General features: G+C 70.2%; 25 protein-coding genes and 1 tRNA gene. 5 read left to right on the top strand and 21 right to left on the bottom strand.

What is annotated here, in order from left to right:
* From J7357_RS08295 to J7357_RS08230, 14 genes are all read right to left on the bottom strand, one after another.
* The gene (locus tag J7357_RS08295) at positions 1-1128 is read right to left on the bottom strand and encodes a serine hydrolase domain-containing protein (RefSeq protein WP_209245757.1); all 1128 of its coding nucleotides are present in this window, start codon (positions 1126-1128) and stop codon (positions 1-3) included.
* A gap of 221 nt (positions 1129-1349) precedes the next feature.
* Positions 1350-1424, bottom strand: a tRNA-Val gene (locus J7357_RS08290).
* 87 nt (positions 1425-1511) lie between these two features.
* Positions 1512-1865, bottom strand: coding sequence for a PilZ domain-containing protein (locus tag J7357_RS08285; protein WP_010342469.1), 354 nt, complete (start codon positions 1863-1865; stop codon positions 1512-1514).
* Positions 1862-2824 (bottom strand): DNA polymerase III subunit delta', encoded by a 963-nt coding sequence (locus J7357_RS08280; RefSeq protein WP_209245756.1) that lies wholly within the window; start codon positions 2822-2824, stop codon positions 1862-1864. The genes J7357_RS08285 and J7357_RS08280 overlap by 4 nt, the downstream gene beginning before the upstream one ends.
* Entirely contained in the window at positions 2821-3492 is a 672-nt protein-coding gene (gene tmk, locus J7357_RS08275; RefSeq protein WP_017917512.1) for a dTMP kinase, read from the bottom strand. The genes J7357_RS08280 and tmk overlap by 4 nt, the downstream gene beginning before the upstream one ends.
* Entirely contained in the window at positions 3489-4550 is a 1062-nt protein-coding gene (mltG, locus tag J7357_RS08270) for an endolytic transglycosylase MltG (RefSeq protein WP_209245755.1), read from the bottom strand. Before mltG ends, tmk begins: the two co-directional genes overlap by 4 nt.
* 74 nt (positions 4551-4624) lie before the next feature.
* Positions 4625-5974, bottom strand: a complete 1350-nt coding sequence (locus J7357_RS08265; protein WP_209245754.1) for an aminodeoxychorismate synthase component I — start codon at positions 5972-5974, stop codon at positions 4625-4627.
* A gap of 183 nt (positions 5975-6157) precedes the next feature.
* On the bottom strand, positions 6158-7393 hold the full coding sequence (gene fabF, locus J7357_RS08260) for a beta-ketoacyl-ACP synthase II (RefSeq protein ID WP_209245753.1): 1236 nt from the start codon (positions 7391-7393) through the stop codon (positions 6158-6160).
* A gap of 129 nt (positions 7394-7522) precedes the next feature.
* Entirely contained in the window at positions 7523-7762 is a 240-nt protein-coding gene (gene acpP, locus J7357_RS08255) for an acyl carrier protein (protein ID WP_010342475.1), read from the bottom strand.
* Positions 7763-7967: 205 nt separating this feature from the next.
* Positions 7968-8711: a 3-oxoacyl-ACP reductase FabG gene (gene fabG, locus J7357_RS08250; RefSeq protein WP_209245752.1), complete on the bottom strand. Its 744-nt coding sequence runs from the start codon at positions 8709-8711 to the stop codon at positions 7968-7970.
* A 91-nt stretch (positions 8712-8802) separates the two neighbouring features.
* Complete coding sequence (fabD, locus tag J7357_RS08245; protein WP_152238462.1) at positions 8803-9747, bottom strand: ACP S-malonyltransferase; 945 nt, start codon at positions 9745-9747, stop codon at positions 8803-8805.
* A gap of 557 nt (positions 9748-10304) precedes the next feature.
* Entirely contained in the window at positions 10305-11288 is a 984-nt protein-coding gene (locus J7357_RS08240; RefSeq protein WP_209245751.1) for a beta-ketoacyl-ACP synthase III, read from the bottom strand.
* Between the two features lie 97 nt (positions 11289-11385).
* Positions 11386-11580, bottom strand: coding sequence for a 50S ribosomal protein L32 (gene rpmF / locus J7357_RS08235; RefSeq protein WP_010342479.1), 195 nt, complete (start codon positions 11578-11580; stop codon positions 11386-11388).
* A gap of 101 nt (positions 11581-11681) precedes the next feature.
* On the bottom strand, positions 11682-12191 hold the full coding sequence (locus J7357_RS08230; RefSeq protein ID WP_010342480.1) for a YceD family protein: 510 nt from the start codon (positions 12189-12191) through the stop codon (positions 11682-11684).
* Positions 12192-12322: 131 nt separating this feature from the next.
* On the opposite strand from J7357_RS08230, the gene J7357_RS08225 reads away from it, so the two are divergent.
* Positions 12323-12895, top strand: coding sequence for a Maf family nucleotide pyrophosphatase (locus J7357_RS08225; protein ID WP_209245750.1), 573 nt, complete (start codon positions 12323-12325; stop codon positions 12893-12895).
* Position 12896: 1 nt separating this feature from the next.
* On the opposite strand, the gene J7357_RS08220 is transcribed toward J7357_RS08225, so the two are convergent.
* Genes J7357_RS08220 through J7357_RS08210 form a run of 3 tightly spaced genes read right to left on the bottom strand, consistent with a single transcriptional unit; the run spans position 12897 to position 17620 of the window.
* Positions 12897-14744 carry a glycosyltransferase 87 family protein gene (locus J7357_RS08220; RefSeq protein WP_209245749.1) on the bottom strand — a complete coding sequence of 616 codons (1848 nt, stop codon included), beginning with the start codon at positions 14742-14744 and terminating at the stop codon, positions 12897-12899.
* Entirely contained in the window at positions 14741-15727 is a 987-nt protein-coding gene (locus J7357_RS08215) for a glycosyltransferase family 2 protein (protein ID WP_209245748.1), read from the bottom strand. The genes J7357_RS08220 and J7357_RS08215 overlap by 4 nt, the downstream gene beginning before the upstream one ends.
* A 48-nt stretch (positions 15728-15775) precedes the next feature.
* Complete coding sequence (locus J7357_RS08210) at positions 15776-17620, bottom strand: glycosyltransferase family 39 protein (protein WP_209245747.1); 1845 nt, start codon at positions 17618-17620, stop codon at positions 15776-15778.
* 36 nt (positions 17621-17656) lie between these two features.
* On the opposite strand from J7357_RS08210, the gene J7357_RS08205 reads away from it, so the two are divergent.
* Genes J7357_RS08205 through J7357_RS08190 form a run of 4 tightly spaced genes read left to right on the top strand, consistent with a single transcriptional unit; the run spans position 17657 to position 22029 of the window.
* Positions 17657-18610, top strand: coding sequence for a MoxR family ATPase (locus J7357_RS08205; RefSeq protein ID WP_010342485.1), 954 nt, complete (start codon positions 17657-17659; stop codon positions 18608-18610).
* A 5-nt stretch (positions 18611-18615) separates the two neighbouring features.
* Positions 18616-19572: a DUF58 domain-containing protein gene (locus J7357_RS08200; protein ID WP_041499967.1), complete on the top strand. Its 957-nt coding sequence runs from the start codon at positions 18616-18618 to the stop codon at positions 19570-19572.
* A complete protein-coding gene (locus J7357_RS08195; protein ID WP_209245746.1) occupies positions 19565-21514 on the top strand; it encodes a DUF3488 and transglutaminase-like domain-containing protein in 1950 nt (649 codons plus the stop codon). The genes J7357_RS08200 and J7357_RS08195 overlap by 8 nt, the downstream gene beginning before the upstream one ends.
* On the top strand, positions 21511-22029 hold the full coding sequence (locus J7357_RS08190; protein ID WP_150410546.1) for a Slp family lipoprotein: 519 nt from the start codon (positions 21511-21513) through the stop codon (positions 22027-22029). Before J7357_RS08195 ends, J7357_RS08190 begins: the two co-directional genes overlap by 4 nt.
* Positions 22030-22113: 84 nt before the next feature.
* On the opposite strand, the gene J7357_RS08185 is transcribed toward J7357_RS08190, so the two are convergent.
* The 4 genes from J7357_RS08185 to J7357_RS08170 form a co-directional block, all read right to left on the bottom strand.
* Positions 22114-22461 carry a histidine triad nucleotide-binding protein gene (locus tag J7357_RS08185; RefSeq protein WP_010342491.1) on the bottom strand — a complete coding sequence of 116 codons (348 nt, stop codon included), beginning with the start codon at positions 22459-22461 and terminating at the stop codon, positions 22114-22116.
* 75 nt (positions 22462-22536) lie between these two features.
* A complete protein-coding gene (gene recR, locus J7357_RS08180) occupies positions 22537-23151 on the bottom strand; it encodes a recombination mediator RecR (protein WP_019802203.1) in 615 nt (204 codons plus the stop codon).
* Between the two features lie 212 nt (positions 23152-23363).
* The gene (locus J7357_RS08175; protein ID WP_017909282.1) at positions 23364-23684 is read right to left on the bottom strand and encodes a YbaB/EbfC family nucleoid-associated protein; all 321 of its coding nucleotides are present in this window, start codon (positions 23682-23684) and stop codon (positions 23364-23366) included.
* 6 nt (positions 23685-23690) lie between these two features.
* Positions 23691-24342 (bottom strand): DNA polymerase III subunit gamma/tau C-terminal domain-containing protein (locus J7357_RS08170; protein ID WP_280515345.1); only part of this gene is annotated, 652 nt, incomplete at its 5' end.

The following is a 24342-nucleotide window of genomic DNA, read 5'->3' as shown; positions in this document are numbered from 1 at the left end:
CTATTTTGAACCGACCGCCGCCTCGCCTATCCGCGAAACGAATTCGTCCAGGTCGGTGTTGGCGGTATTGGCGAGAATGACGATGGTCAGGTCGCGGTCGAGGAAACGATACAGCTGCGCCTGCGCGCCCATGATCCGGCCTGGACGTTTGGCGACTCGATGCTTGGCAGCGCCTATCCGCGTATCGTAGACCCACAGGCCATAACCGTAGTCGTCGAGCCCGGGAGTGGTCAGCCGGGCGATGCTTTCCTTGCGCAACAGGCCTGACCCGAACAGCGCGTCCGAGAACCTGAGCACGTCTTCGGCCGTGGAGTACATCGCGCCGGCGGAGTACCAGTTCTCCGGATAGACCGGGAAGTCGTTGGACAGGGACTTGAGGTCTTCGCGATACGAGTAGGTGGAGGCCAAGCCTTGGACGATGCTTTCATGGCGCAGCATGCCGGTATGGTTCAGTCCCAGCGGCTTCAGAATCCGTTCCTTCAGCACCTGCTCGTAGGTTTTGCCGGTGACGCGTTCGATGACCTTGCCCAGGATCAGGTAATCGCCGTTGTTGTAGTCGAAAGTCGTGCCCGGGGCATGCAGTAGCGGTCCGCTGCAGAATTTTCTTATCAACTGATCGCTGGTATAGGGCGACTGGTAGGTCGGCAAGCCGCTGGTCAATGCCTGCTCCAAGCTTTTCACCTGGTCGAAGTTCCGCAGTCCGGAAGTGTGGTTGAGCAGCTGATGCAAAGTGATACGGTCGGCACCGGCGATGGCGTAATCGGGCAGGTAGCTGGCCACGTTCGCCTGCAGGTCCAATTTTCCTTCTTCATGCAGTTGCAGCACCAGGGTGGCGGTGAACAGTTTGGTGATGGAAGCGATCCAGTACCGGGTCTGGTCGCCGTTGGCGACGCCGTACTGGACACTAGAAAGACCGAAACTGCGCTGGTATCGCCGATTGCCGTCCTGCTGGACCAGGACAGTACCGCTGAAGCCGTGTTGCGCGGCATAGGTCGCGATGAAGTCTTCGAGTGGCGTCTCCTGCGACTGCGCCCGCAGCGGCATCGCCGCGCAGAGGAAGACAAGCACACCGACAAGCAAGCGATACGTAACGGAACGGAAGAGGTTTCGCACGATGTACCCCGGCATGATGGAACGGCAGCGAGTATGGAGCCGGACCAATACCTGGGCGGGTGCCTTCGGACAAAACGAGGATAAGGCCGACGAAATGGCCGACGCGCGCGGCGAACACCCGGGCTGGCCCGGTAGTGCGAACCCGCCTGGCGATCGCGCCCGTGCTGGCCGTTGCTTCTCTCGTGCAGATACGAAAAAGCCGGCACTAGGCCGGCTTTCGTTGAAGCTAAAATTCGTGGTGGGCGGTGCAGGGTTCGAACCTGCGACCCTTGCCGTGTGAAGGCAATGCTCTACCGCTGAGCTAACCGCCCGTGTCGCGAGCCGCACATTATAGGGCTGTGGCGCGCGGCGTCAATGGGTCCCGTCGAAGTCCATAGCGCCACGTCGCCGCAGCGGCGCTACATGGTCTGGGTGGGCTTGTCGGCGTTGAGGATGCCGGCCAACTGGGTCTCGATCTTGGTGCGGATGGTCTCGCCTTCGCTGTTGTCCGGCAGCTGCACGCCGATGCCGGCGGCGCGGTTGCCCTGGGCGCCAACGGGGGTCACCCAGATCACCTTGCCGGCCACCGGCAGGCGCTCGCTGGAATCGGGCAGGGTCAGCAGCAGGAACACTTCGTCGCCGAGGAAGTAGCGCTTGGGGGTGGGCACGAAGATGCCGCCGTTCTTCACGAACGGCATGTAGGCGTTGTACAGCGCCGCCTTGTCCTTCACCGCCAGCGACAGGATGCCCTGGCGTCCGCTCATCGCGCTCATCGTTGTGCCCCTCTCCGGGCCGGGCGATCGCCATCGCGCCAGGCCAGCAACAGTTCCGCGATCGCCAGGTCGGCGCGCACGGTGGTCCGCAGCAGATCGCGTGTGCGATTGGCGGCGTCGAACCACGCGGCCAGCTTGTGCAATCGCGCCGGGTCGGTCAAGCCGGCCTGCGAGGCCTGGGCAAGCGCCAGGTCGGCGGCATGGCCCAGGCGCTGCTCGGCCAGCGCGTCGCCGCTCCAGCGCTGCGCGGCGTCCAGCGCGCCGAGCTTGCCGGCAGCGACCTGCTCCAGGTCGGTGGCCACCTGCCGGCGCAGCTTCAATCCGTCCTCGCGCAGCCACTGCGCGGCCAGGCCGGGATGGCCACGCGCGGCATCCAGCGCTTCGCGTGCGGTCTTCTCGGGAAAGTCCTGCGCCAGCAACCAGGCGATCGCCTCGTCGGCCGGCGGTAGCTTGAATTCCAGGCGCTGGCAGCGGCTGCGGATGGTCGCCGGCAGGCGCGCCGGCTGCGCGCTGATCAGCCACAGATAGCGGCCGGGCTGCGGCTCTTCCAACGTCTTCAGCAAGGCGTTGCAGGCGGCGCGGTTGATCGCGTCGGCCGGGTCCACCACCACCACCTGGGCCACGCCGTACTGCGGGGTCAACGCCAGCTTCTGCGAGATCTCGCGCACCTGCTCGATGACGATCTCCGTGCGCAGCTTGTCGCCGGTGCGGTTGGGGATGAACGAGATCAGGTGCAGGTCCGGATGGGTGCCGGCGGCGATCAGTTGCGCGCTGCGCACGTTCGCGGCCGGTTCGCCCTGGCCCAGCACGTGCGCGGCCAGCTTCAGCGCCACCGCGCGCTTGCCCAGGCCGTCCGGCCCGCAGATCAGCAGGCCATGGCCGAGGCGGCCGGCGTCGAGCGCGGCCACGGTCTGGTCGTAGGCGCGCTGCTGCCACGGCGCGAACGGCACGTCGCTCATGGCGTCGGCTCCTGTTGCTGCTGCACCCACGCCGCCAGCGCGGCGGCGACTGCCTGCGCCACCGCCTGCGGCGGCTGGCTGGCATCGATGACGCGGAAGCGCTGCGGGTCCTGCGCGGCGCGCTGGCGGAAGCCGGCACGCACGCGCTGGAAGAAATCGTCCTGCTCGCTCTCGATCCGGTCCGGCCACAGGTCGCGGCCGCTGGTGCGGGCGCGGCCGATCTGCACGTCCAGGTCCAGCAGCAGGGTCAGGCCCGGCTGCAGGCCGACTGCGCGCCGTTCCAGGTCGGCGATCCAGGCGCGGTCCAGGCCGCGGCCTTCGCCCTGGTACGCGTAGCTGGAATCGGTGAAGCGGTCGCTGACCACGTAGGCGCCGCGCTGCAGCGCCGGGCGGATCACCTCGCGCACGTGCTGCGCGCGCGCGGCGAACACCAGCAGCAGTTCGGTCTCGGCGGCCAGCGGCTCGGCGACCTCGCCGGGCGTCTTGTCCAGCAGCAGCGCGCGGATGCGCTCGGCCAGTGGCGTGCCGCCCGGTTCGCGGGTCAGCACCACTTCGTGGCCCTGCGCCTGCAACGCATCGCGGATCGCGTTGATCGCGGTGGTCTTGCCGGCGCCCTCGCCACCTTCCAGGCTGACGAAGCGATGGTGACGCAGCACGGCCTCGCTCATGGCGACACCGCCGCGTCGCTGCGCGCCTGGCGCAGGCGCTGCAGGTAGCGCGCCACCGCCGCGTTGTGTTCGGCGTAGTTGGCGGAGAACGCATGCGCGCCGCTGCCGTCGCCGATGGCCACGAAGTACAGGCTATCGCCCGGCGCCGGGTTGGTGGCGGCACGCAGCGCCTCGCGACCGGGCATGGCGATCGGGGTCGGGGTCAGGCCGGTGCGGGTGTAGGTGTTGTACGGCGTATCGGTCTCCAGGTCGCGCTTGCGGATGTTGCCGTCGTAGGCACTGCCGATGCCGTAGATCACGCTCGGGTCGGTCTGCAGTTTCATGCCCAGTTGCAGGCGGCGCACGAACACGCCGGCGATCTGCGGGCGCTCGGCGGCCAGGCCGGTTTCCTTCTCCACGATCGAAGCCAGGATCAGCGCCTGCTCCGGCGACTGCAGCGGCAGGTCCTTGGCGCGCGCGTTCCAGGCCTCGGCCAGTGCCTTGTCCATTGCCGCATGCGCGCGGCGCAGCAGTTGCAGGTCGGTGTCGCCGCGCTGGTAGAGGTAGGTCTCGGGCAGGAAGCGGCCTTCCGGGTGCTGGCCAGGCTGACCGAGCTTGGCCATCAGTTCGCTGTCGCTGAGGTCGGCGGTGGTGTGCACCAGCGGCGTGGCCGCGTTCAAGGCGCTGCGCAACTGGCGCACGTTCCAGCCTTCGACGATGGTGAAGCGGTACTGGATCACCTGGCCCTTGCGCATGCGCAGCAGCAGTTCGCGCGGGCTCAGTGCCGGCTGCAGTGCGTATTCGCCGAACTTGAGCTTGCCGGCCACGCCCAGTTCGCGCGCCAGTACCTGCCATTGCAGGTCGCTGCCCTGGGTCACGCCGGCGGCGCGCAGCTTGCGCAGCACGCCGTTGAGCGAGGCGCCGCGCGCCACTTCCACGCTGGGCTGGCTCGCCTGCAGCGGTTGCTCGGCGAAGGCGCGATAGCTGTGCCACCACCAGGCGCCGGCCGCGGCCACCAGCAGCGCCAGCACCAGCAATGTTCCCAGCAGGGTCAGACACCCGCGTTTAGCCCAAGCCACGACCACCTCGGAGCGAATTCAATGGCGTGCAGGATACCGCGCGGCCGGCATGGGCCGGTATCGCGCGGCTCCGCTCACGGCTCCAGCGCGCGCAGCAGGCCGCGCGCCTTGGCCCGGGTCTCGTCGAGTTCGCGCTCCGGGTCGGAATCGAACACGATGCCGGCGCCGGTGCGGAACTGCACCTGCGCGCCGTCCACCTCGGCGGTGCGGATCAGGATATTCAGGTCCATGTCGCCGTCGCGGTTGAGCCAGCCGAACGCGCCGGTGTAGGCGCCGCGCGGGGTCTGCTCCAGCTCGGCGATGATCTGCATGCAGCGCACCTTGGGGCAGCCGGTGATGGTGCCGCCCGGGAAGGTGGCGCGGATCGTCTCGCCCGGCGTGGTGCCCGCACGCAGCCGGCCGCGCACGTTGCTGACGATGTGGTGCACGTGGGCGTAGCTCTCCACGGTCATCAGTTCGTCGACCTCGACGCTGCCCGGCGCGCAGATCCGCCCCAGGTCGTTGCGCTCCAGGTCGATCAGCATCACGTGCTCGGCGCGCTCCTTGGGGTGGCCGACCAGTTCGCGGATGCGCGCGGCCTCGTCGTCGCCCGGCGCGCGTGCGCGGGTGCCGGCGATCGGCCGGGTCTCGACCACGTCGCCGCGCACCGACACCAGCCGTTCCGGCGAGGAACTGACCACAGCGCGGCCGTGGCCGACGAACAGGCCGGCGAACGGTGCCGGGTTGGCACGACGCAGCTGCGCGTACAGCGCCGCCGGCGCCAGCGGCGCGGCGAAGCGCGCCGACCAGCGCCGCGACAGATTGACCTGGAACACGTCGCCGGCGCGCAGGTAATCGAGGATGCGGCGCACGCCGTCGACGAAGCGCTGCGGCGGGTCTTCCTCAATCGCCAGCGGCGCCTGCCACGCCGGCGCCGGTGCGGCCGCGGGCAGCGCCTGCAGATCGGCGAGCACGGCCTCCAGCAACGCCGCATGCGCGGGCTCGGCCAACGCCACGCAGTCGCCGGTGACGTGATCGCGCAGCAACGCGGCGGGGCAACGCAAGGCCAGCGCCGCGGGCGTGGCCGCGGCGGAGGGCGGCAACTGCAGCACCGGCTCCACCTGCGCGGCCAGTTCGTAGTCCAGCAGCAACGCCCAGCCGCCACGAAACGGCCAGCGCGGCTCGTCGCGTTCGCAGCGCTCGGCCTGCCAGTGCGCGTCCAGCGCATCGAGGAAATCGCCGGCGACCGCCGTGCCATCCAACGCACGGGTGACCCCGTCGCGATCCAGCCGCAGGCCCTGCCCGTCGGCGACCAGCAGCAGATCCCAGCGGCCCTGCGCCGTCCCCGACGCCGCCGATTCCAGCAACACCGGATACCGCTGCGGCGCCAGGCGATGCAGCGCCAGCAGATCGACCTCGGCCGGCAAGGGAACGGTACGCAGCATCGAAGATCCGCTGGAAGAATGAAAGAAACGTCAGGAAACGGAAGGCATCGCCAGACAAGCTCCAAGCGAGACCGCAGCAACGCGCGCGGACCTCACGCGCGCCGCTCGATAGATGGACGCGCGCGACGGGAGTGAGGCGCCGGCTGTGACGATTCCCGATTCCCTATTCCCGAATCCCGGCCCTCAGACCCGCTTGAACACCAACGTCCCGTTGGTCCCACCAAAGCCGAACCCATTGGACATCGCCACATCGATCTTCTTCTCGCGCGCCACGTTCGGCACGTAGTCCAGGTCGCAGCCTTCGCCCGGTTCGTGCAGGTTGATGGTCGGCGGGATGATGCCGGCGTGGATCGCCATCACCGAGAAGATCGCCTCGGCACCGCCGGCGGCGCCGAGCAGGTGGCCGGTCATCGACTTGGTCGAGCTGATCATCAGCTTGTAGGCATGCTCGCCGAGCGCGCGCTTCATCGCCATGGTCTCGGCCAGATCGCCCGGAGGCGTGGAGGTGCCGTGGGCGTTGAGATAGTCGATCTGTTCGGGGTTGAGCCTGGCGTCCTTCATGGCCGCCACCATGCTGCGCGCGGCGCCTTCGCCGTCCTCGCTGGGCGAGGTCATGTGGTAGGCGTCGGAGCTGGCGCCGAAACCGACCAGCTCGGCGTAGATGCGCGCGCCGCGTGCCTTGGCGTGTTCGTACTCTTCCAGCACCAGCACGCCGGCGCCGTCGCCGAGCACGAAGCCGTCGCGGTCCTTGTCCCACGGCCGCGAGGCGGCGGCGGGGTCGTCGTTGCGGGTGGACATCGCCTTCATCGAGCAGAAGCCGCCCACCGAAGTCGGCGAAGAGCCACGCTCGGCGCCGCCGGCCAGCATCACGTCGGCGTCGCCGTACTGGATCATGCGCATCGCGGTGCCGATGGAATGGTTGGAAGTGGCGCAGGCCGACACCGCGGAGAAGGTCGGTCCCTTCAACCCCTTGAGCATGCTGACCTGGCCGGGGAGCATGTTGATGATGGTGCTGGGCACGTAGAACGGCGAGATCTTGCGCGCGCCGCCCTCGTGGAATTTGATGGTCTGCTCCTCGATGCCGAGCAGGCCGCCGATACCGGAGCCGAGGATCGCGCCGATGCGTTCGGCATTGGCCTCGGTGATCTCCAGGCCGGAATCGTCCAGCGCCATGAACGAGGCGCCGACGCCGTAATGGATGAACGAGTCCATCTTGCGCGCGTCCTTGGACGAGATGAACTTGGTCGGATCGAAATCCTTGATCTCGCCGGCGATCTTGGTGGTGAACTGAGACGCATCGATCTGGGTGATCGGGCCGATGCCGGAGCGTCCGTTGACGATCCCTTCCCAACTGCTGGCCAGGTCATTGCCCAACGGCGACACCAGGCCCATGCCGGTTACGACGACACGACGGCTCATTGCGAAATCTCCTCACCGCGATATGCGCGGCCTTGACGCTGTAAAAACACAGGGCCGCATGCGCGGCCCCATGGGATTGTCACGCGCATCGGGCCCACGCAGGCGCCGATGGCGATCGCGAACGCAGCCTCAGCTCTTGACGTGCGCCTTGACGTAGTCGATGGCCTGCTGCACCGAGGTGATCTTCTCCGCTTCTTCGTCCGGGATCTCGCACTCGAACTCTTCTTCCAGGGCCATCACCAGCTCGACGGTGTCCAGCGAGTCGGCACCCAGGTCATCGACGAACGATGCGTTGTTGGTGACTTCTTCTTCCTTGACGCCGAGCTGTTCGACGACGATTTTCTTGACGCGTTCTTCGATGGTGCTCATTGGGATATCGCTCCAGATGGAGTAGTGGTGGTTCGAGTTTTAGGATCCCCGCACACGGATGTGCGGTGCTCCTGTGAGGGACTCACAAAACGCCATCGGGCTGCGATGGCCGCGTTGGATAGTGTAGTGGAAACCGACTGGCCCTTGCAGCGCTGCACAAATGCCGGCCGATCAGCCACTTAGGCGCGTCCGTTGCGCCGCAGGCTCACGGCATGTACATCCCGCCGTTCACGTGCAGGGTTTCGCCGGTGATGTAGCCGGCGCCGGGCCCGGCCAGGAACGCCACCGCGTTGGCGATGTCGAAGGGCTGGCCGAGCTGACCGAGCGCGATCTGCTCCAGCAGCGCGGTACGTTGCGCTTCCGGCAGCGCCTTGGTCATGTCGGTATCGATGAAGCCCGGCGCGACCACGTTGACAGTGATGCCGCGCGAGCCGATTTCCTTGGCCATCGACTTGGAGAAGGCGATGATGCCGGCCTTGGCCGCGGCGTAGTTGGCCTGGCCCGGATTGCCGGTCACGCCGACCACCGAAGCGATGTTGACGATGCGGCCCTTGCGCGCCTTCATCATCCCGCGCAGCACCGCCTTGGAGGTGCGGAACACGCTGGTCAGGTTGGTGTCGATGATCGCCTGCCAGTCGTCATCCTTCATCCGCATCAGCAGGTTGTCGCGGGTGATGCCGGCGTTGTTGACCAGGATCGAGACTGGGCCGAATTCCTTGGCGATCGCCTCGATCAGCGCATCGACCGCGGCGCCGTCGGTGACGTCCAGCGCACGGCCGTGGCCGCCGTGGGCGGCCAGGCGCGCGCCGATCGCCTGCGCGCCGGCGTCGGAGGTGGCGGTGCCGATGACGGTGGCGCCCTGTGCGGCCAATTCGTCGGCGATGGCCGCGCCGATCCCGCGGCTGGCGCCGGTGACCAGCGCGATCTCGCCCTGCAATGGCTTGCTCATCTGGGTTTCCTTGGAGACGGACGGCGCATGGCGCCGGGGAAGGAGAAGGAGGCCGGCGCGTGCGCGACACGCACCGCGCGGCGGCCGGCGATCAGGAGGCCCAGGCCTCGCGCGCGCCGGCGAACTCGGCAGGCGTGCCCAGGGCACGGCCGTCGAGCGACTTGTCGATGCGCTTGACCAGCCCGGTCAGCACCTTGCCCGGGCCGCACTCGGCCAGGCGGGTGGCGCCACCGGCGGCCAGCGCCTGCACGCAGCCGGTCCAGCGCACCGGCAGGTACAACTGCTCGACCAGCGCCTGGCGGATCGCCTCGACACCCTCGTGCACCTGCGCATCGGCGTTCTGCACCACCGGCAGTTGCGGCGCCTGCCAGGCCAGCCCGCGCATCGCCTCGGCCAGGCGGTTGGCCGCCTCGCGCATCAGCGGGGTGTGCGACGGCACGCTGACCGCCAGCTTCACCGCCTTGCGCACGCCGCGCTCGGCCAGCAGCGCCAGCGCACGGTCGACCGCCGCGGCATCGCCGCCGATCACCACCTGCCCCGGCGAGTTGTAGTTGGCGGGCACCACCACCTGGCTGCCGGCGGCCTGCGCGCAGACCTCTTCGACCAGCGCGTCCTCGGCGCCGAGCACGGCGGCCATCGCGCCCACGCCGGCCGGCGCGGCGTCCTGCATCAATTGCCCGCGCAGCCGCACCAAGTGCGCGCCGTCGTGCAGCGACAGGGCGCCGGCAGCGACCAGCGCGCTGTATTCGCCCAGGCTGTGCCCGGCCAGTTGCGCCGGACGCGCCCCGCCCTCGGCCAGCCACAGCCGCCACAGCGCCACGCTCGCGGCCAGCAGCGCCGGCTGGGTGTACTCGGTGCGGTTGAGCATCTCTTCCGGGCCGCCCTGGCTCAGCGCCCACAGGTCCACGCCGGCGCCATCGGAGGCTTCGGCGAAGCTGTCGCGCAGTTGCGGATGCAATTCGGCCAGTTCGGCCAGCATGCCCAGCGATTGCGAACCCTGGCCGGGGAAGACGAAGGCGAGTGTGGAATCGGTCACGCGGTTGGCCCTGCGAAAATCGAGCGGCGATGATACGGGCGAAACCGGCCGGGCGTCTGTACCCGGGCGTATGTGAAATAGCGGCAGGCCCATCGCATGCCGCCGCTCGCGCCTCGCTCGGCGGCGCCCGGTGTCAGGCCGACAGCACACGTGAAGCGCGGGGCGCACGCGGGCGCAAGGCGTTGCGATCGCGCGCGCGGGCAAGGGCGCTGGCAGCGCGCAACCGCGGAGAGGCGGAACGAGGGGCATGTTCGATGGGCGCGGCTGGACGCCCAGGCGACAGCGCAAAAAGCGCGCACCCACAGGCGACCACGCTGGGCGAATCGCGCTTTTCGCGCGCGGCGTGATGTTTGCGAAAGGAAGGCAGGCGCGGACGCATCGCGGCACAGGCCGCGCGCGACCACGCACCGCGATGCACGCGCCGGACGCGCTGGCGTCATGAGAATTGGGTTCGGCCAGCGCATCACAGCGCGTCGTGGAGACGACGCACGGCGCCCGGCATCGGATCGAGATCGCGCGCCGCGACGCCGCCAACGGCGCCGGGCGCGGAAACAGGCTCAGTAGCGCAGCAGCGCCGAGCCCCAGGTGAAGCCGCCGCCGAAGGCTTCCAGCAGCAGCAACTGGCCGCGCTGCACGCGGCCCGAACGCACCGCCACGTCCAGCGCCATCGGCACCGAGGCGGAGGAGGTGTTGCCGTGGATGTCCACCGTCACCACCACCTGCTCCATCGGCAGTTCCAGGCGCTTGGCGGTGGCTTCGATGATGCGCAGGTTGGCCTGGTGCGGGATCAGCCAGTCCAGGTCGTGCTTGTCCAGGCCATTGGCCTCGAGAGTCTCGTCGACCACGGCGTCCAGCGCCTTGACCGCGTACTTGAACACCTCGCTGCCCTTCATCTGGATGCCGCCGGCGGCCGGATCGCCGGTGCCGTCGCCCAGCCCGGTGGCGATGCCGACCGGATTCCACAGCAGTTCCTTCTTGCTGCCGTCGGCATGCAGATGGGTGCTGAGGATGCCCGTGTCTTCGTCGGCGCGCAGGACCACCGCGCCGGCGCCATCGCCAAACAGCACGCAAGTGGTGCGCTCGGTCCAGTCGACGATGCGGCTGAGGGTTTCGGTGCCGATCACCAGCACGTTCTTGGCGTCGCCGCTGCGGATGAACTTGTCGGCCACGCTGAGCGCGTAGACGAAGCCGGAACAGGCGGCGTTGACGTCCATCGCCGGGCAACCGACCACGCCGAGGCGGGCCTGGATCAGGCAGGCGGTGGACGGAAAGATCAGGTCCGGCGTGGTGGTGCCGACCACGATCATGTCGAGTTCGGCGGCATCGATGCCGGCGGCCTCGATCGCCTTCAGCGCGGCCTCGTAACCCAGATCGCCGGCGGTCTGGCCGGGGGCGGCGATGTGCCGCTCGCGGATGCCGGTACGGCTGCGGATCCATTCGTCGCTGGTGTCGACCATGTGCGACAGATCGTCGTTGGTCAACACTTTTTCAGGCAAATAGCTGCCGGTGCCCGCGATCCTGGAATAGATCCGCTTGCTCATGCTGGTTCCTGTTGCCTGTTACGCAGGCCGCCCCGGTGCGGCGCGGCCTGTGAAGATGGGTGACTCCGTCCGCCGCAGCGCGGTGGACGGGCACGGATCAATCTTCTTCGACCTGCGCGGTCTTGGTGGCGATCACCTTCTTGCCACGGTAGTAACCGTCGGCGGTGACGTGGTGGCGCAGGTGGATCTCGCCGCTGGTCGGATCGGTCGACAGCTGCTTGGCGCTGAGGGCGTCATGCGAACGGCGCTGGCCGCGGCGGGACGGGGTGACACGGGATTTCTGCACAGCCATGGGATTGCTCCAAACTCGGTTCGTTTACATCTGTCGTCATTACGTCGCGCAGGACGCGCGCGTCCGGCAACAACCTCAGGCAGCGGCAGGCGGACCGACCGCTACTGTTTCTTCAGCGCCGCCAACGCCGCGAACGGGTTGACCTTGCTCGTTTCTTCCTCGGTCGCCGGCCAGTCGCGATCGACCGCCTCGCTTCCGGGCGCCACCGGCACCAGCGGCACCGCCAGCACCAGCTCGTCCTCGACCAGATCGGCCGGCCGCAGCATGCCGTCTTCCGGCACCAGCAAGGCCTCGTGATCCGGCGGCAGCGCGGCTTCTTCTTCCTCGCTGCGGATCAGCCCCAGCCGCTGCACGCTCGACACCGGCAGCAGGAAGCGCTGCAGGCTGCGCTGACAGATCAGCGGCAGCTCGGTTTCGATCTTCAGTTCGACATAGGACACTTGCAGTACAGCGTCGCGGCCGAATTCCAGCGTGTAGCGGCATTCGCCTTCGGTGTCGGCCAGGCTGCCTTGCAGACGGGTCATCGCCGAGAGCGGCAGGCGGTCTTCGAAGACCCTGCGCGCTGCGACCATCCGCCAGGCATCCAACAGTTCGGGCACGTTCGCGGACATAAGCCGCAGAATGTTAAGGACTACCGGCGCCGCTGTCAAACCGCCCCATGCCCCGACATGGACGCCTTGCCGGCCTGCGCCGGCCGCCGCAGACTGCCGGCCCCGGCCCGCCGCCGTCCTGCCCACCGCCGATGCCACCGCTGATCCTGGCTTCCACTTCCGCCTACCGCCGCGAACTGCTGCAGCGGCTGCGCCTGCCCTTCGACTGCGCCCGCCCGCAGGTCGACGAGACCCCACTACCCGGCGAAGCGCCGCTGGCGCTGGCGCAGCGGCTGGCGGCGGCCAAGGCCGCGGCGGTCGCGGCCAGCGCCGGGGAAGCCTGGGTGATCGGCTCGGACCAGGTCGCCGAACTGGACGGCCAACCGCTGGGCAAGCCCGGCGAGGTGGCCGCGGCGCAGGCGCAACTGGCGGCCATGTCCGGGCGCAGCGTGCGCTTCCATACCGCAGTGTGCCTGCAGCGCGGCGCGCGCACCCTGCACGCCTGCGACCTCACCGAGGTCCGGTTCCGCGACCTGCAGGCCGACGCCATCGCCCGCTACGTCGCTGCCGAACAGCCGCTGGACTGCGCCGGCAGCTTCAAGTGCGAAGGCCTGGGCATCAGCCTGTTCCGCGCGATCCAGACCCAGGATCCGACCGCGCTGATCGGCCTGCCGTTGATCGCGCTGTCCGAGTTGCTGCGCGAGGCCGGCTACACCCTGCCCTAGCTCATTGCAGCCGGCACCACTGGTACGGGAAGCGCGCCTGGCCGACCCAGGACGCATAGAGCTGGCAGGACCCCGGCTGCAGCGCAAGGCCGTAGCGCGCCAGTTGCTGCGCCGCCAGCGCCTGGGTCTGGCGATCCGCGGCGGCGACATCCACGGCCCGTTCCGGCAGCAGCACCCAGCGGCAGCGACCGGCATCGACGTTCACGCCCGCGCGCACCGGGCGATGCGCCAGCCGCCGCATCAGTGCGCAGTCGGGGCCGCGATCCAGGCCCAGGCGCGCGGCCACCGCATTGAGCCGCTGCAGGCGCTCGACATTGCGATCCACTTCCGCCGGCAACATCGCGTAGCCCTGCCCGCGCGCCGCCAGCATCTCGCGCACCCGCGCGGCGTAGGCCGGCGTTTCCGGGAAATTGGAGGCGACCGACGCGTACGCCGCCTGCGCGGGCAGGAACGGGATGCGCCAGGACTCCGGCGCATCGCCGACCAGCAGCACCAGGCTGCGCTCCGGCTGCGGCATCGGCGGCGCCTGCACCCGGAACGCCTCGCGCGCCCAGCGCTCGTGCCCCCACTCGCCCCAGCCGTACAGCGCAAAGGCCGCACAGGCGATCAGGGTCCAACGCGCCGCCGGCGCGGCGATGCGCGCCGGCAACAGCCGCCGCAACCCCACCCACAGCAGCAGCGGCGCCAGCAGCTCCGGCACCACCAGGTAGCGCTGGATGCTGAAGGCCGCCTGCCAGGCGAGGAAGGCCACCACCACGAACACCAGCACCGCACGCCACGCCGGCGCGACCACCTCCGCCGGCGCGCAGGCGCGCGGACGCCGCAGCGCCCAGCGCAGCAGCGCCACCAGGCCCAGCAGGTACAGCAGCGGCCACACCAGTTGCCGCAGGCGCACCTCGCTGACCCGGTTCGGCGCCAACGAAAACTGCAGCGGCCAGGTCAGCCACTCCCACAGCGTCTTCGGCAACCAGCGCGTGTCGCTGACCGCCACCGGCTGCGCCAGCGGCGCCAGGAAGTGACTGTTAAATTGCGGGAACAGCGGATTGCCGAAGGTCTGCCAGACCCGCAGCAGCCACGGCCCGGCCAGCAGTGCGAAGCTGAGCACCGTCACCGCGGTCAGCACCGCGGCACCGCCGATCCGCTGCCGCGGGCGCCCGCCGGCGACCAGCGCGGCCACGCCCAGGGCCAGCGCGAACAGCGCATTGGTCAGCTTGCAGGCCATCGCCAGCCCGAGCAGGGCGCCGGCCAGCGCCCACCAGCCCAGTGCCACGCCCTGTCCCGCGGCCTGCTGGCGGCGTTGCGCGTGCAGCGCGGCGAGCAGCGCGCCAAGCACTGGCAGCGCGCTGGTGTTGTCGCCCATGGTGCCGGCGAACTCGGACAGGAACGCGGCGCTGCACAGCCCGGCCAGCGCCAGCCACGGCACCAGCCGCGCACGGTCCAGCCGCGGATCCAGCACCTGCCAGACGATGCCGGCCAGCAGCAGGAACGCCAGCGCGTGCAGCACGCCCATCGCGAACCCGGCCAGCGGGGCAGGCAAGCCGACGAACAGCGCGTAATGCAGCACGTCCAGCAGCGGATTGAAGTAGCTCTGCATCTGCGCCGGCGCCAGGTCGATGCCGAGGCGGCCGTGCAGGACGGCGTAGCCGTTGTACAGGTGGTAGTTGCGCAGGTCCCAGTTGGCGTCCTGGCCCAGCCACAGCGACAGCAGGCCGCCCAGCACCGCGACCGCCACGCCGGCCGCGATCACGTTGCCGCGGCTGTGGAAAGCGAAGCGGCGATCCAGTGCGGCCAGCAGGCGCTGGCGGCGGGTCGGGCGCGGCATTGCCGCCGCAGCAAAGGTCGTGCTCATGCGGCGTCGCTCCGCTGCGCGCCCTGCGCGTCCACCGGCCAGGCCGGGATCGCCAGGTAGGCCAGGCGCTTGGCCTCGATGCGGCCGCGCGTGACCGTATCCAGGATCAACCCGCAGGCCAGCAGCAGCACGCCGAGCAGGACCAGCGCCGAACACAGGATCGCGGTGGGGAAACGCGGGACAAGGCCGGTCTGCAGGTAGGTCTGCAACAACGGCACCGCCAGCCCCAGCGCCAGCAGTACGCAGGCGCCAAAACCCAGCGAGAAGAACAGCAACGGTCGCTCGGCCTTGAACAGGCGCAGGATGGTCAAGAGGATGCGGGTGCCGTCGTGCCAGGTGCGCAGCTTGCTCTGCGATCCTTCCGGACGCGCGCCGTAGGCCGTGTCCACCTCCGCCACCGGCATGCGCAGTTGCAGCGCGTGCACCGCCAGTTCGGTCTCGGTCTCGAAGCCGGCGGCATGCGCGGGAAACGACTTCACGTAGCGCCGCGAGAACACCCGGTAGCCGGACAGCATGTCGTCGAAGCTGCGCCCGAACAGGAAGCCCACGCAGCGTGTCAGCAGCACGTTGCCGGTGCGATGGCCGGCGCGGTAGGCGGCCGCCGCGTCGCTGCGGCGCGCACCCACCACCATGTCCAGCCCGTCGCGCAGCAGCCGCTCGACCAGCGCCGGCGCCATCGCCGCATCGTAGGTCGCATCGCCGTCGACCAGCACGTAGACGTCGGCCTCGATGTCGGCGAACAGGCGCCGCACCACGTTGCCCTTGCCCTGCAGCGCGACCTCGCGCACCACCGCGCCGGCCGCCCGCGCCCGGGCAATGGTGGCGTCGCTGGAGTTGTTGTCGAACACGTGGACCTGCGCGCCGGGCAGATGCGTGGCGAAATCGGCCACCACCTGGCCGATGGTGGCCGCTTCGTTGTGGCACGGCACCAGCACCGCGATCCGCGGCGCGGCCGCGGGGCGATCGGAGGGGAAACTGGACATGGGCGGCGTGCGGTCCTGCGCGGCGGCGGAAAGGCGCGCCATCCTAGCTCAGTGCGGGCGCAGCACGATCGGCTGTTCCCACCAATCCTCGACGCTGCCGTCGCGGCCGTGCAGGCGCAGGCCCAGCCAGTGCGTGCCCGGGGCCAGGCCGCTGGCATCGAGGGTGGCGCGGAAGCCGATGTTCGGATGGTTGGGATCGGTAGAGATCTTCCAAAACTTCGTGACGTCGTAGAAGTCGCCGTAGTGCGCCTGCGCCGCGACCTTGCCGTCGAGCAGTACCTCGATCCGGTCGATTCCCACCCCGTCCTTGAACGCCCAGCCGGACACGTCGAAGCGGCGCCCGACGCTGGCGTCCACGTCCGGCGTATTGAACCAGGCCATCGCCGGCGTGGTGCAAGGCCCGCTCGCGCGCTGCGCCGGCAGCGCGAACAGCAGGAAGCGCTGGCTGCCGTGGTCGCTGGACACCACCCGCGGCGGCGGCAGCGGACCGACCAGGTCGCACACCGCGTGGTAGCGCTGCAGCAGCAGCCGGTACTTCATGTCGCTGGGTGAGAGCACCAGCAGCCGCGGACCGTCGCGGTGGCCGTCGCTGAGCAGGCCCCACTGCTGCAGTTGCGCGCTGCGTCCGTGCTTGTCGTTCAACGGATGCGGCAGCACCTGGATATTCGGATCGCGCAATTCGAAGCCGAGTTCGGCACCGACCTTGAAGTTGTCCGCCAGCACCTTGGTGCCGGGCGGCATGCTCGCCAGTTCGCGACGCACCGCGCCGGCCAGCGGCCGCCAGCCGGCGAAGTTGCGCGGGTAGTACTTGTCGCCGGCGGTGTGTTCGCGCACCGCCGGCACCGACACCGCCAGGTAGTAGCCGAACGCACCGACCAGGCCCAGCCCGGCCAGCAGCCAGGTGGCGCGGCGCAGCGGCTTGCTCCAGCCGTTGAGGATGACCGGCGTGGCGATCAGCAGCGCCAGATAGCCCGGCAGCGGCCAGTGGAAGCTGACCCGCTCGGCGTCGGTGAAGAACCCGAGCAGGAAGATGCCCAGCGTGGATACCCCACCGAGCAGGCCGAAATACCGCCACTGCACGCGCGTGCCGCTGCTGCCGCCGCGCGTGGCCATCAGCGCCACCTTGGTCATCGCCACCGCCAGCAGCGGCGTGACCAGCAGCAACTGGATCAGCAGGAAGGCGATGCCGGCGGGCTGGAAGCTCCAGGGATGGCGGTCGACCAACTGGAACTTGAGACCGGCCTCGCCGTTGTCCGCGTTCCAGGCCAGCAGCGGCAGCCAGGCGACCATGCCCAGCGCCAGCGCGACCCATACCTGCGGATCGCGCAGCATGCGCCGGCCCTGCGGGATCAGCAGCAGCGCGATCGCGCCGACGCCGATCACGCCGACGAAGCGGTAATGGCTCAGCGCGCCGATGACCAGGCCCAGCGCCAGCTCCACCGCGCTCAGCGCCTCGGTCTGGCGCAGCAGCCGCGCGGTGGCGTCGATGCACAGGATCGTCGCCAGCGCCATCGGCACGTCAGGCAGCGCCAGGATGCCCAGGGTGCCGGACAGCGGCATCAGCAAGGCCAGGCTGCCGGCGCGCCAGCCCGCCACTGCGCCGAACCAGCGCGTGGCGATGCGTGCGATCAGCCACGGCACGGCCGCACCCAGCAGCAGGAACGGCGCGCGCAGCGCCAGCAGGTGGTCGCCGCCGAGCGCCACGCCCAGCCGCGCCAGCCACGCGGTCAGCCCCGGCAGGTCAGAGTAGGCCAGCGCCAGGTGCTGGCCTTCCTGCCAATAGAATGCCTCGTCCACGAACAACGGCAGGCGCGCGGCGACCAGCAGTTTGGCGGCAGTGACGAGCGTCCACAGCACGATGAAGACGCTGCGTGCACGTTGTTCCCCTTGCATTGCCCGTAAACTCCCTGAAACCGTTGCGAGAATGCGATGCCTAGTCCGCCCCGCTTGCCGGAAATGCTAACCGATACGTTGCGCGAGGCGCTCACGCGCGCCCAGCAGCAGGTCAACGCGCTGGTCCTGGGCAAGCCGCAACAGGTGCGCATGGCGTTTGTCGCCCTGCTGTCCGGCGGACATCTGTTGATCGAGGACCTGCCCGGCCTGGGCAAGACCACGCTGGCGCATGCGCTGGCCGCGAGCCTGGGGCTGGGCTTCCAGCGCGTGCAGTTCACCTCCGATCTGCTGCCGGCCGATGTGCTCGGCGTGTCGGTGTACGACGCGCAGTCGCGCCAGTTCCAGTTCCATCCCGGCCCGGTGTTCACCCACGTGCTGCTCGCCGACGAGATCAATCGCGCGCCGCCGCGCACGCAGAGCGCGCTGCTGGAAGCGATGGCCGAACAGCAGGTCACCCTCGACGGCACCACCCATCCGCTGCCCTCGCCGTTCTTCGTGATCGCCACCCAGAACCCGGTGGACCTGTCGGGCACCTTCCCGCTGCCCGACTCGCAACTGGACCGCTTCCTGCTGCGGCTGGCCCTGGGCTATCCCAACGCCGAGGCCGAACGCGCGCTGCTCAGCGGCAGCGACCGCCGCGACCTGATCGCGCAGGCGCAGCCGCTGCTCGGCGAGGCCGACATGGCCACGCTGCGGCAGGGCGTGGAGCAGATCCATGCCAGCGAGGCGCTGGTCGGCTACGTGCAGGCGCTGCTGGCGCGCAGCCGCCAGCATCCGGGCGTACGCGTGGGCCTGTCGCCGCGCGCCGGCATCGCGCTGCTGCGCGCGGCCAAGGCGCATGCGCTGCTGCTCGGCCGTGGCCATGTGCTGCCCGAGGACGTGCAGGCGCTGTTCGTAGCCGTGGCCGAGCACCGCCTGGTGGCCGAGCAGGAATCGGCGTCCGGCCAGGCCCTGGCCAAGGCGATCCTGCACAGCGTCGCGGTGGACTGACACCGATGCCGGGCGGGCGGCGCGACTGGCGGCAGCGACTGGCGCAGTTGGCCGCGCCGCGCGCGCCGGAAGCGCTGCCGGTGCATCTGGACCGGCGCCGCATCTACATCCTGCCCACGCCGTTCGGCGGCTTCCTGGCGCTGCTGCTGGCGGCGATGCTGCTCGGCGCGCTGAACTACAACAACAATCCCGCGCTGCTGCTGGCGATGCTGCTCGGCGCGGCGGCGATGGCCAGCGCCATCGTCGCCCATCTGCAGTTGTCCGGACTGCGCCTGGAGGCGCTGTCGGCCGAGCCAGTCGCGGCCGGGCAACCGCTGCGCCTGCGGCTGGCATTGGCCACCGCCGACGGCCGCCGCCGCCGCGGCCTGCGCGTGCGCCACGGCGCCGCGCACACCTACCTCGACCTGCACCGCGACGATCGCAACGAGGCCGACCTGGAGGTGCCCACCGAGCGCCGCGGCTGGCTCGACCTGCAACGCATCCAGGTCTCCACCACCCAACCGCTGGGCCTGCTGCGCGCCTGGGCCTGGTTCTGGCCGGACACCCCGCTACTGGTCTACCCGCAACCGGAAGCCGACGGCCCGCCGCTGCCGGCCGGCGCCGGCACACCGACCCAGACCCGCCTGCACGCGCTCGGCGAGGAACTGCACCAACTGCGTCCCTACCGGGCCGGCGACGCGCCGCGGGCGATCGCCTGGAAGCACTCGGCGCGCCGCGACACCCTGCTGGTGCGCGAGTACGAACGCCCGATCGGCGTGGACGTGGTGCTGGACTGGCGCACGCTGCCGGCGTTGCCGCACGAACGCCGCATCGCGCGGCTGGCGCGCTGGGTCGAGGAAGCCGAGCGCGACGGCCGTCGCTACCGCCTGCTGCTACCGGGGCAGCCGGCGCTGGGGCCGGGCCGCGGGCCGCAGCACCGGCATCTGTGCCTGCGCGCGCTGGCGCTGCTGCCGCATGGCTGAGCCGCGCTCGCCGACGCTGCATGCCGCCAGCCGCGCCTGGGCACTGGGCGCGGCGCTGCTGGCCTTGCTGCCGCTGCTGCTGCAGTTGCCCGGCACCCTGGCCGGGCTGATCGCGCTGTCCGCCCTGCTGATCGGCGCCAGTTCGGCATGGCGGCCGCTGCCGGCGCTGCTGCGCCTGGTCCTGGTCGCCGTCATGCTCGCAGCGCTGTACTGGCAGGTCGGCCTGCGCTTCGGCCGCGATACCGGCTGCGCGTTGCTGGCGGCGATGCTGGCGATCAAGCCCTCGGAACTGAAGAGCCTGCGCGATGCGCGCAGCCTGCTCGGCTTCGCCCTGTTCGCGCCGTTCGCCGCCTTCCTGCTCGACCAGGGGCCGGTGACGATGGCGCTGGGGCTGGCCGCGGCGATCGCGGCGTTGCTGTGCATGCAGCGCCTGGCCGACCAGGAAGGGCACAGCGCGCGTCGTCCGTTGCGCGGGCAACTGCGCGGCGTCGGCCGCCTGCTGGCGCTGGGCCTGCCGCTGGCGCTGGCCGCGTTCTGGCTGTTCCCGCGCCTGGGTTCGCCGCTGTGGGGCGTGCCGGAACGTGCGCTGGGCCGGCCCGGCCTGTCGGACACGATGAGTCCGGGGCAGTGGCTGGACCTGTTGGCCGACGACACCCCGGCGTTGCGCGTGCAGTTCTTCGGCCCGGTGCCGGCGCCGGCGCAGCGCTACTGGCGCGGCCCGGTGCTGTGGGATTTCGATGGCCAGACCTGGCGTGCGCCGCGCGACAACGCCTTCGCGCCGGCACCGACGATCCAGCTCGCACCCGGCGGCTGGGACTACCAGCTCGAGGTGGAACCGACCGACCGCCGGCAACTGGTCGCCCTGGACCTGCCGCGGCAGGCGCCGCCCGGCACTCGGCTGACGGCCGACGCCGTGCTGCAGACCGAGCGCCCGCTCAGCGCCCTGACCCGCTGGCGGCTGCGGTCGGCACTGCCGCAGCGGGTCGAGCCCGATCTCGCGCCGGCGCAACGGCAGCGCGCGCTGGCGCTGCCGCCGGGCTACAACCCGCGCACCCTGGCGCTGGCCCGGCAGTGGCGGCAGCAGGCCGGTGCCGACGATGCGGCGATCGTCGCCCGCGCCCTGCAATGGATCCGCCGCGACTTCGCCTACACCCTGGAGACGCCGCCACCCGGCCGCGACGGCGTGGACGAGTTCCTGTTCCAGCAGAAGGCCGGGTTCTGCCAGCACTTCAGTTCGGCGTTCGTGGTGCTGATGCGCGGCGCCGGCATTCCCGCGCGCGTGGTCACCGGCTATGCCGGCGGCACCCGCAACACCTTCGGCGACTACTGGGTGGTGCGGCGCATGGATGCGCACGCCTGGGCCGAGGTGTGGCTGCCGCAACGCGGCTGGGTGCGGGTGGACCCGACCGCGGCGGTGGCGCCGGAGCGCATCTACGACACCCTGGAGGACCGGCTCGATGGCGGCGCCGGCGCGCAGGGCGGCGCCGGCGACTGGCGCTGGCGCGACCTCGCCGACTGGGCGCGGCGCGGCTGGAACGACCTGGTGCTGTCGTTCGATGCCAGCCGCCAGCAGCGTCTGCTCAGCCAGTTCGGCATCGCCCGCCTGGAACCCGGGCAACTGGTGGCGCTGTTCGCCGGAATCGCCGCGGTGCTGCTGGGTGCGATGGCCTGGTGGCTGGCCCGCGGCGAGCGCGTACGCGATCCGCTGCTACGGGCCTGGCGGGCGCTGGGCCGACGCTACGCCCGGCGCGGGCTGGGCCGCGACCCGCACGAACCGGCACTGGCCTGGGCAGCGCGCGTAGAGCGGGAAACCGGCGATGCGAGCCTGATTCCGCTCAGCCGGCGTTTCGCCGATGCGCGCTACGCTGGCGCTGATTCGGACAGCGCTTCATTGTTGCGCGACCTGCGCAGGCACCGTCCGCCCACTGGAGCATCCCGATGAAGATTCGCCTGCTGTTCCCCGTGATCGCTGCGTTGGCGCTCGGCGCCTGCGCCACCGCCCCCAAGCCGCTGCAGGGCCAGTTCGCGCCCGTCAGCCCGCGCGACTCGGTCGCCGGCCAGCAGGCCGGCGCACCGGTGCGCTGGGGCGGCAAGATCATCAAGACCACGCCCGGCCAGGGCCAGACCTGCTTCCAGATGCTGTCGCGTCCGCTCAATGCCAGCGGCCGCCCGGACAGCGATGCCGCCGACGCCAGCGATGGCCGCTTCATCGCCTGCCGCGCCGGCTTCTACGATCCGGCGGTGTTCGAGCCCGGCCGCGAGGTGACCTTCATCGGCCACGTGTCCGGCTACGACAACACCCGCATCGGCGACTACGACTACCGCCTGCCGAAGATGGACGCGGACGTGGTCTACCTGTGGCCGGTGGTGCGCCAGGTCGAAGTGGTGCCCGCCTACCCGTACGGCCCCTGGGGCGGCCCGTGGGGTCCGTGGGGCCCGCGCTGGGGCTGGTGGTAAGCCCTGCGTTTCTGCCGCAACGAAAGACGCCGCTGATCCCAGCGGCGTTTTTTTATACCTGCCGGTTGGCGCCGGCCGCGCGACTCAGGGCGTGCCGAAGCGTCCCAGCGGCGCACCGGCGAGCAGATGCAGGTGCAGATGGAACACGGTCTGCCCGGCGTGCTCGCGGCAGTTGATCACCACCCGGTAGCCGTCCTGGGCCAGGCCCTGTTCGCGCGCATAGCTGGCCGCAGCCAGCACCAGCCGGCCGACCAGGGTCGCCTGCTCCGGCGCCAGGTCGTCCAGGGTCGGAATCTCCACCTGCTTGGGGATGAAGAGCACATGCACCGGCGCCTGCGGCGCGATGTCCTTGAAGCCGAGCACGGCATCGTCCTCGTAGACGATGCTGGCCGGAATTTCGCGACGGATGATCTTGCCGAAGATGGTGTCCATGAAGCGCGCCCGGAACGAAAGAAGGGGCCGCCGTTATAGCCCAATTCGGCGTCGCGCCGCAGCCGCGTGCGGCGCTTACTCGCCGGCGCCGGCGCGCGGCACTTCGCTGCGGCTGCCGAAGGCGTGCGACAGCGTGCCGCGATCCACGTACTCCAGCTCGCCGCCGAGCGGCAGGCCCTGCGCCAGCCGGCTCGGCCGCACGCCGTGCTGGCGCGCCAACTGCGCCAGGTAATGCGCGGTGGCCTCGCCCTCGACCGTGGAGTTGGTGGCGATGATCAACTCGGCCACCTCGCCCTGCGCCAGCCGCGCGCCCAGCCGGTCCAGGCCCAGTTCGCGCGGGCCGATGCCGTCCAGCGGCGACAGCCGGCCCTGCAGGATGAAGTACAGCCCGCGGTAGCCGGTGGCGTGCTCGATCGCCAGGCGGTCGGCCGGCGATTCCACCGCACACAGCTGCTGGCGGTCGCGGGCGGGACTGGCGCAGATCGCGCAGACCTCGGTTTCGCTGAAATCACGGCACTGCGCGCAATGGCCGATGCGCTCGATCGCCTCGTGCAACCGCTCGGCCAGGCGCTGCCCGCCTTCGCGCTCGCGCTCGAGCACGTGGTAGGCCATGCGCTGCGCGGTCTTCTGGCCGACGCCAGGCAACACGCGGAACGCATCGATCAGTTGTTCGAGCAGCGGCGAGCTCATTGTGGTTGGGGATTCGGGAGTGGGGATTGGGGATTCGTAAAAGAGACATCGCTGCCACGCGATGTTCTTGTAGGAGCGGCTTCAGCCGCGAGGGGCGTTACCGATAATGCCCCTCGCGGCTGAAGCCGCTCCTACGCGGAGGAATTCACCGAAGCAGGAGAGGCAGCGCACTCGCGAAAAACCGCGAATCCCCAATCCCGAATCCCGGCCCCTCAGAACGGCAGCTTCATGCCCGGGGGGATCGGCATGCCGGCGGTGGCCGCGCCCATGCGCGCCTTGGACTCGGCATCGATCTTGTTGGACGCATCGTTGAAGGCGGCGGCGATCAGGTCCTCGGCCATTTCCTGGTCGGCGAGGATGCTCGGATCGATCCGCACCTTGCGGCACTCCTTGGCGCCGGTCAGGGTCACGTTGACCATGCCGCCGCCGGCGCTGCCGGTGACTTCCAGCTTGGCCAGTTCTTCCTGGGCGCGCTGCAGGTTTTCCTGCATCTTCTGCGCCTGTTGCATCAGTTGGGCGATATTGCCGCGCATCGTGGTTCACTCATCGTAGGGACGGATGGAATCGGGGACGACCCGCGCGCCTTGCTGCTGGATCAGCGTCTGCACCGCCGGGTCGTTCATGAACGCGGCCTCGGCCGCGTTCTGACGCTCGCCGCGTTGCCGGTGCGAGCGCTCATGCAGGGTTTCCGCATCGACCGCGATGCCGCTTTCGATGACGATCTTCGGCCGCTGGCCCAGCGCATCGGCCAGGGCCGCGGCCAGTTCGCCGAGCGAGCGCTCGGACTGCAGGTATTCGAAGCCCGGCGACAGCGACAGCCGCAGCACGCCCTCGGCATGGCTGACGAAGGCGGCATTGGCGGCGAGCTGCCGCGACGGGCCGTTCAGGCCGCAATCGGCGACCAGCTCCAGCCAGTCCTCGGCACTGTGCAGCGCACGCGGCGTGTCGGACACAGGGGCGTGGGTACGTGGCGGCGGTGCCAGCGGCGGCACCATCGCCATTTCCGGTTCGGCGGCGGCGACCGGGACCACCGCTGGCGCCGGCGTCGCGACGGGCGCGGACGGCGCCTGGCGTGCTGCTGGCGGATCCCAGGGCGGATCCAGCGGGGCCGCTGCGGCGGTGGGCGCAGCCGCCACGGGCGCAGCGGGAATCGGCGCCGGCGCGGCAACGGCAGACCGACGGGATGGACGA

The sequence above is a fragment of the Xanthomonas sp. D-109 genome, assembly GCF_017746095.1.
In the GTDB taxonomy this organism is placed as follows: Bacteria; Pseudomonadota; Gammaproteobacteria; order Xanthomonadales; family Xanthomonadaceae; genus Xanthomonas_A; species Xanthomonas_A sacchari.
This window is presented reverse-complemented; position numbering and strand designations above follow the sequence as displayed.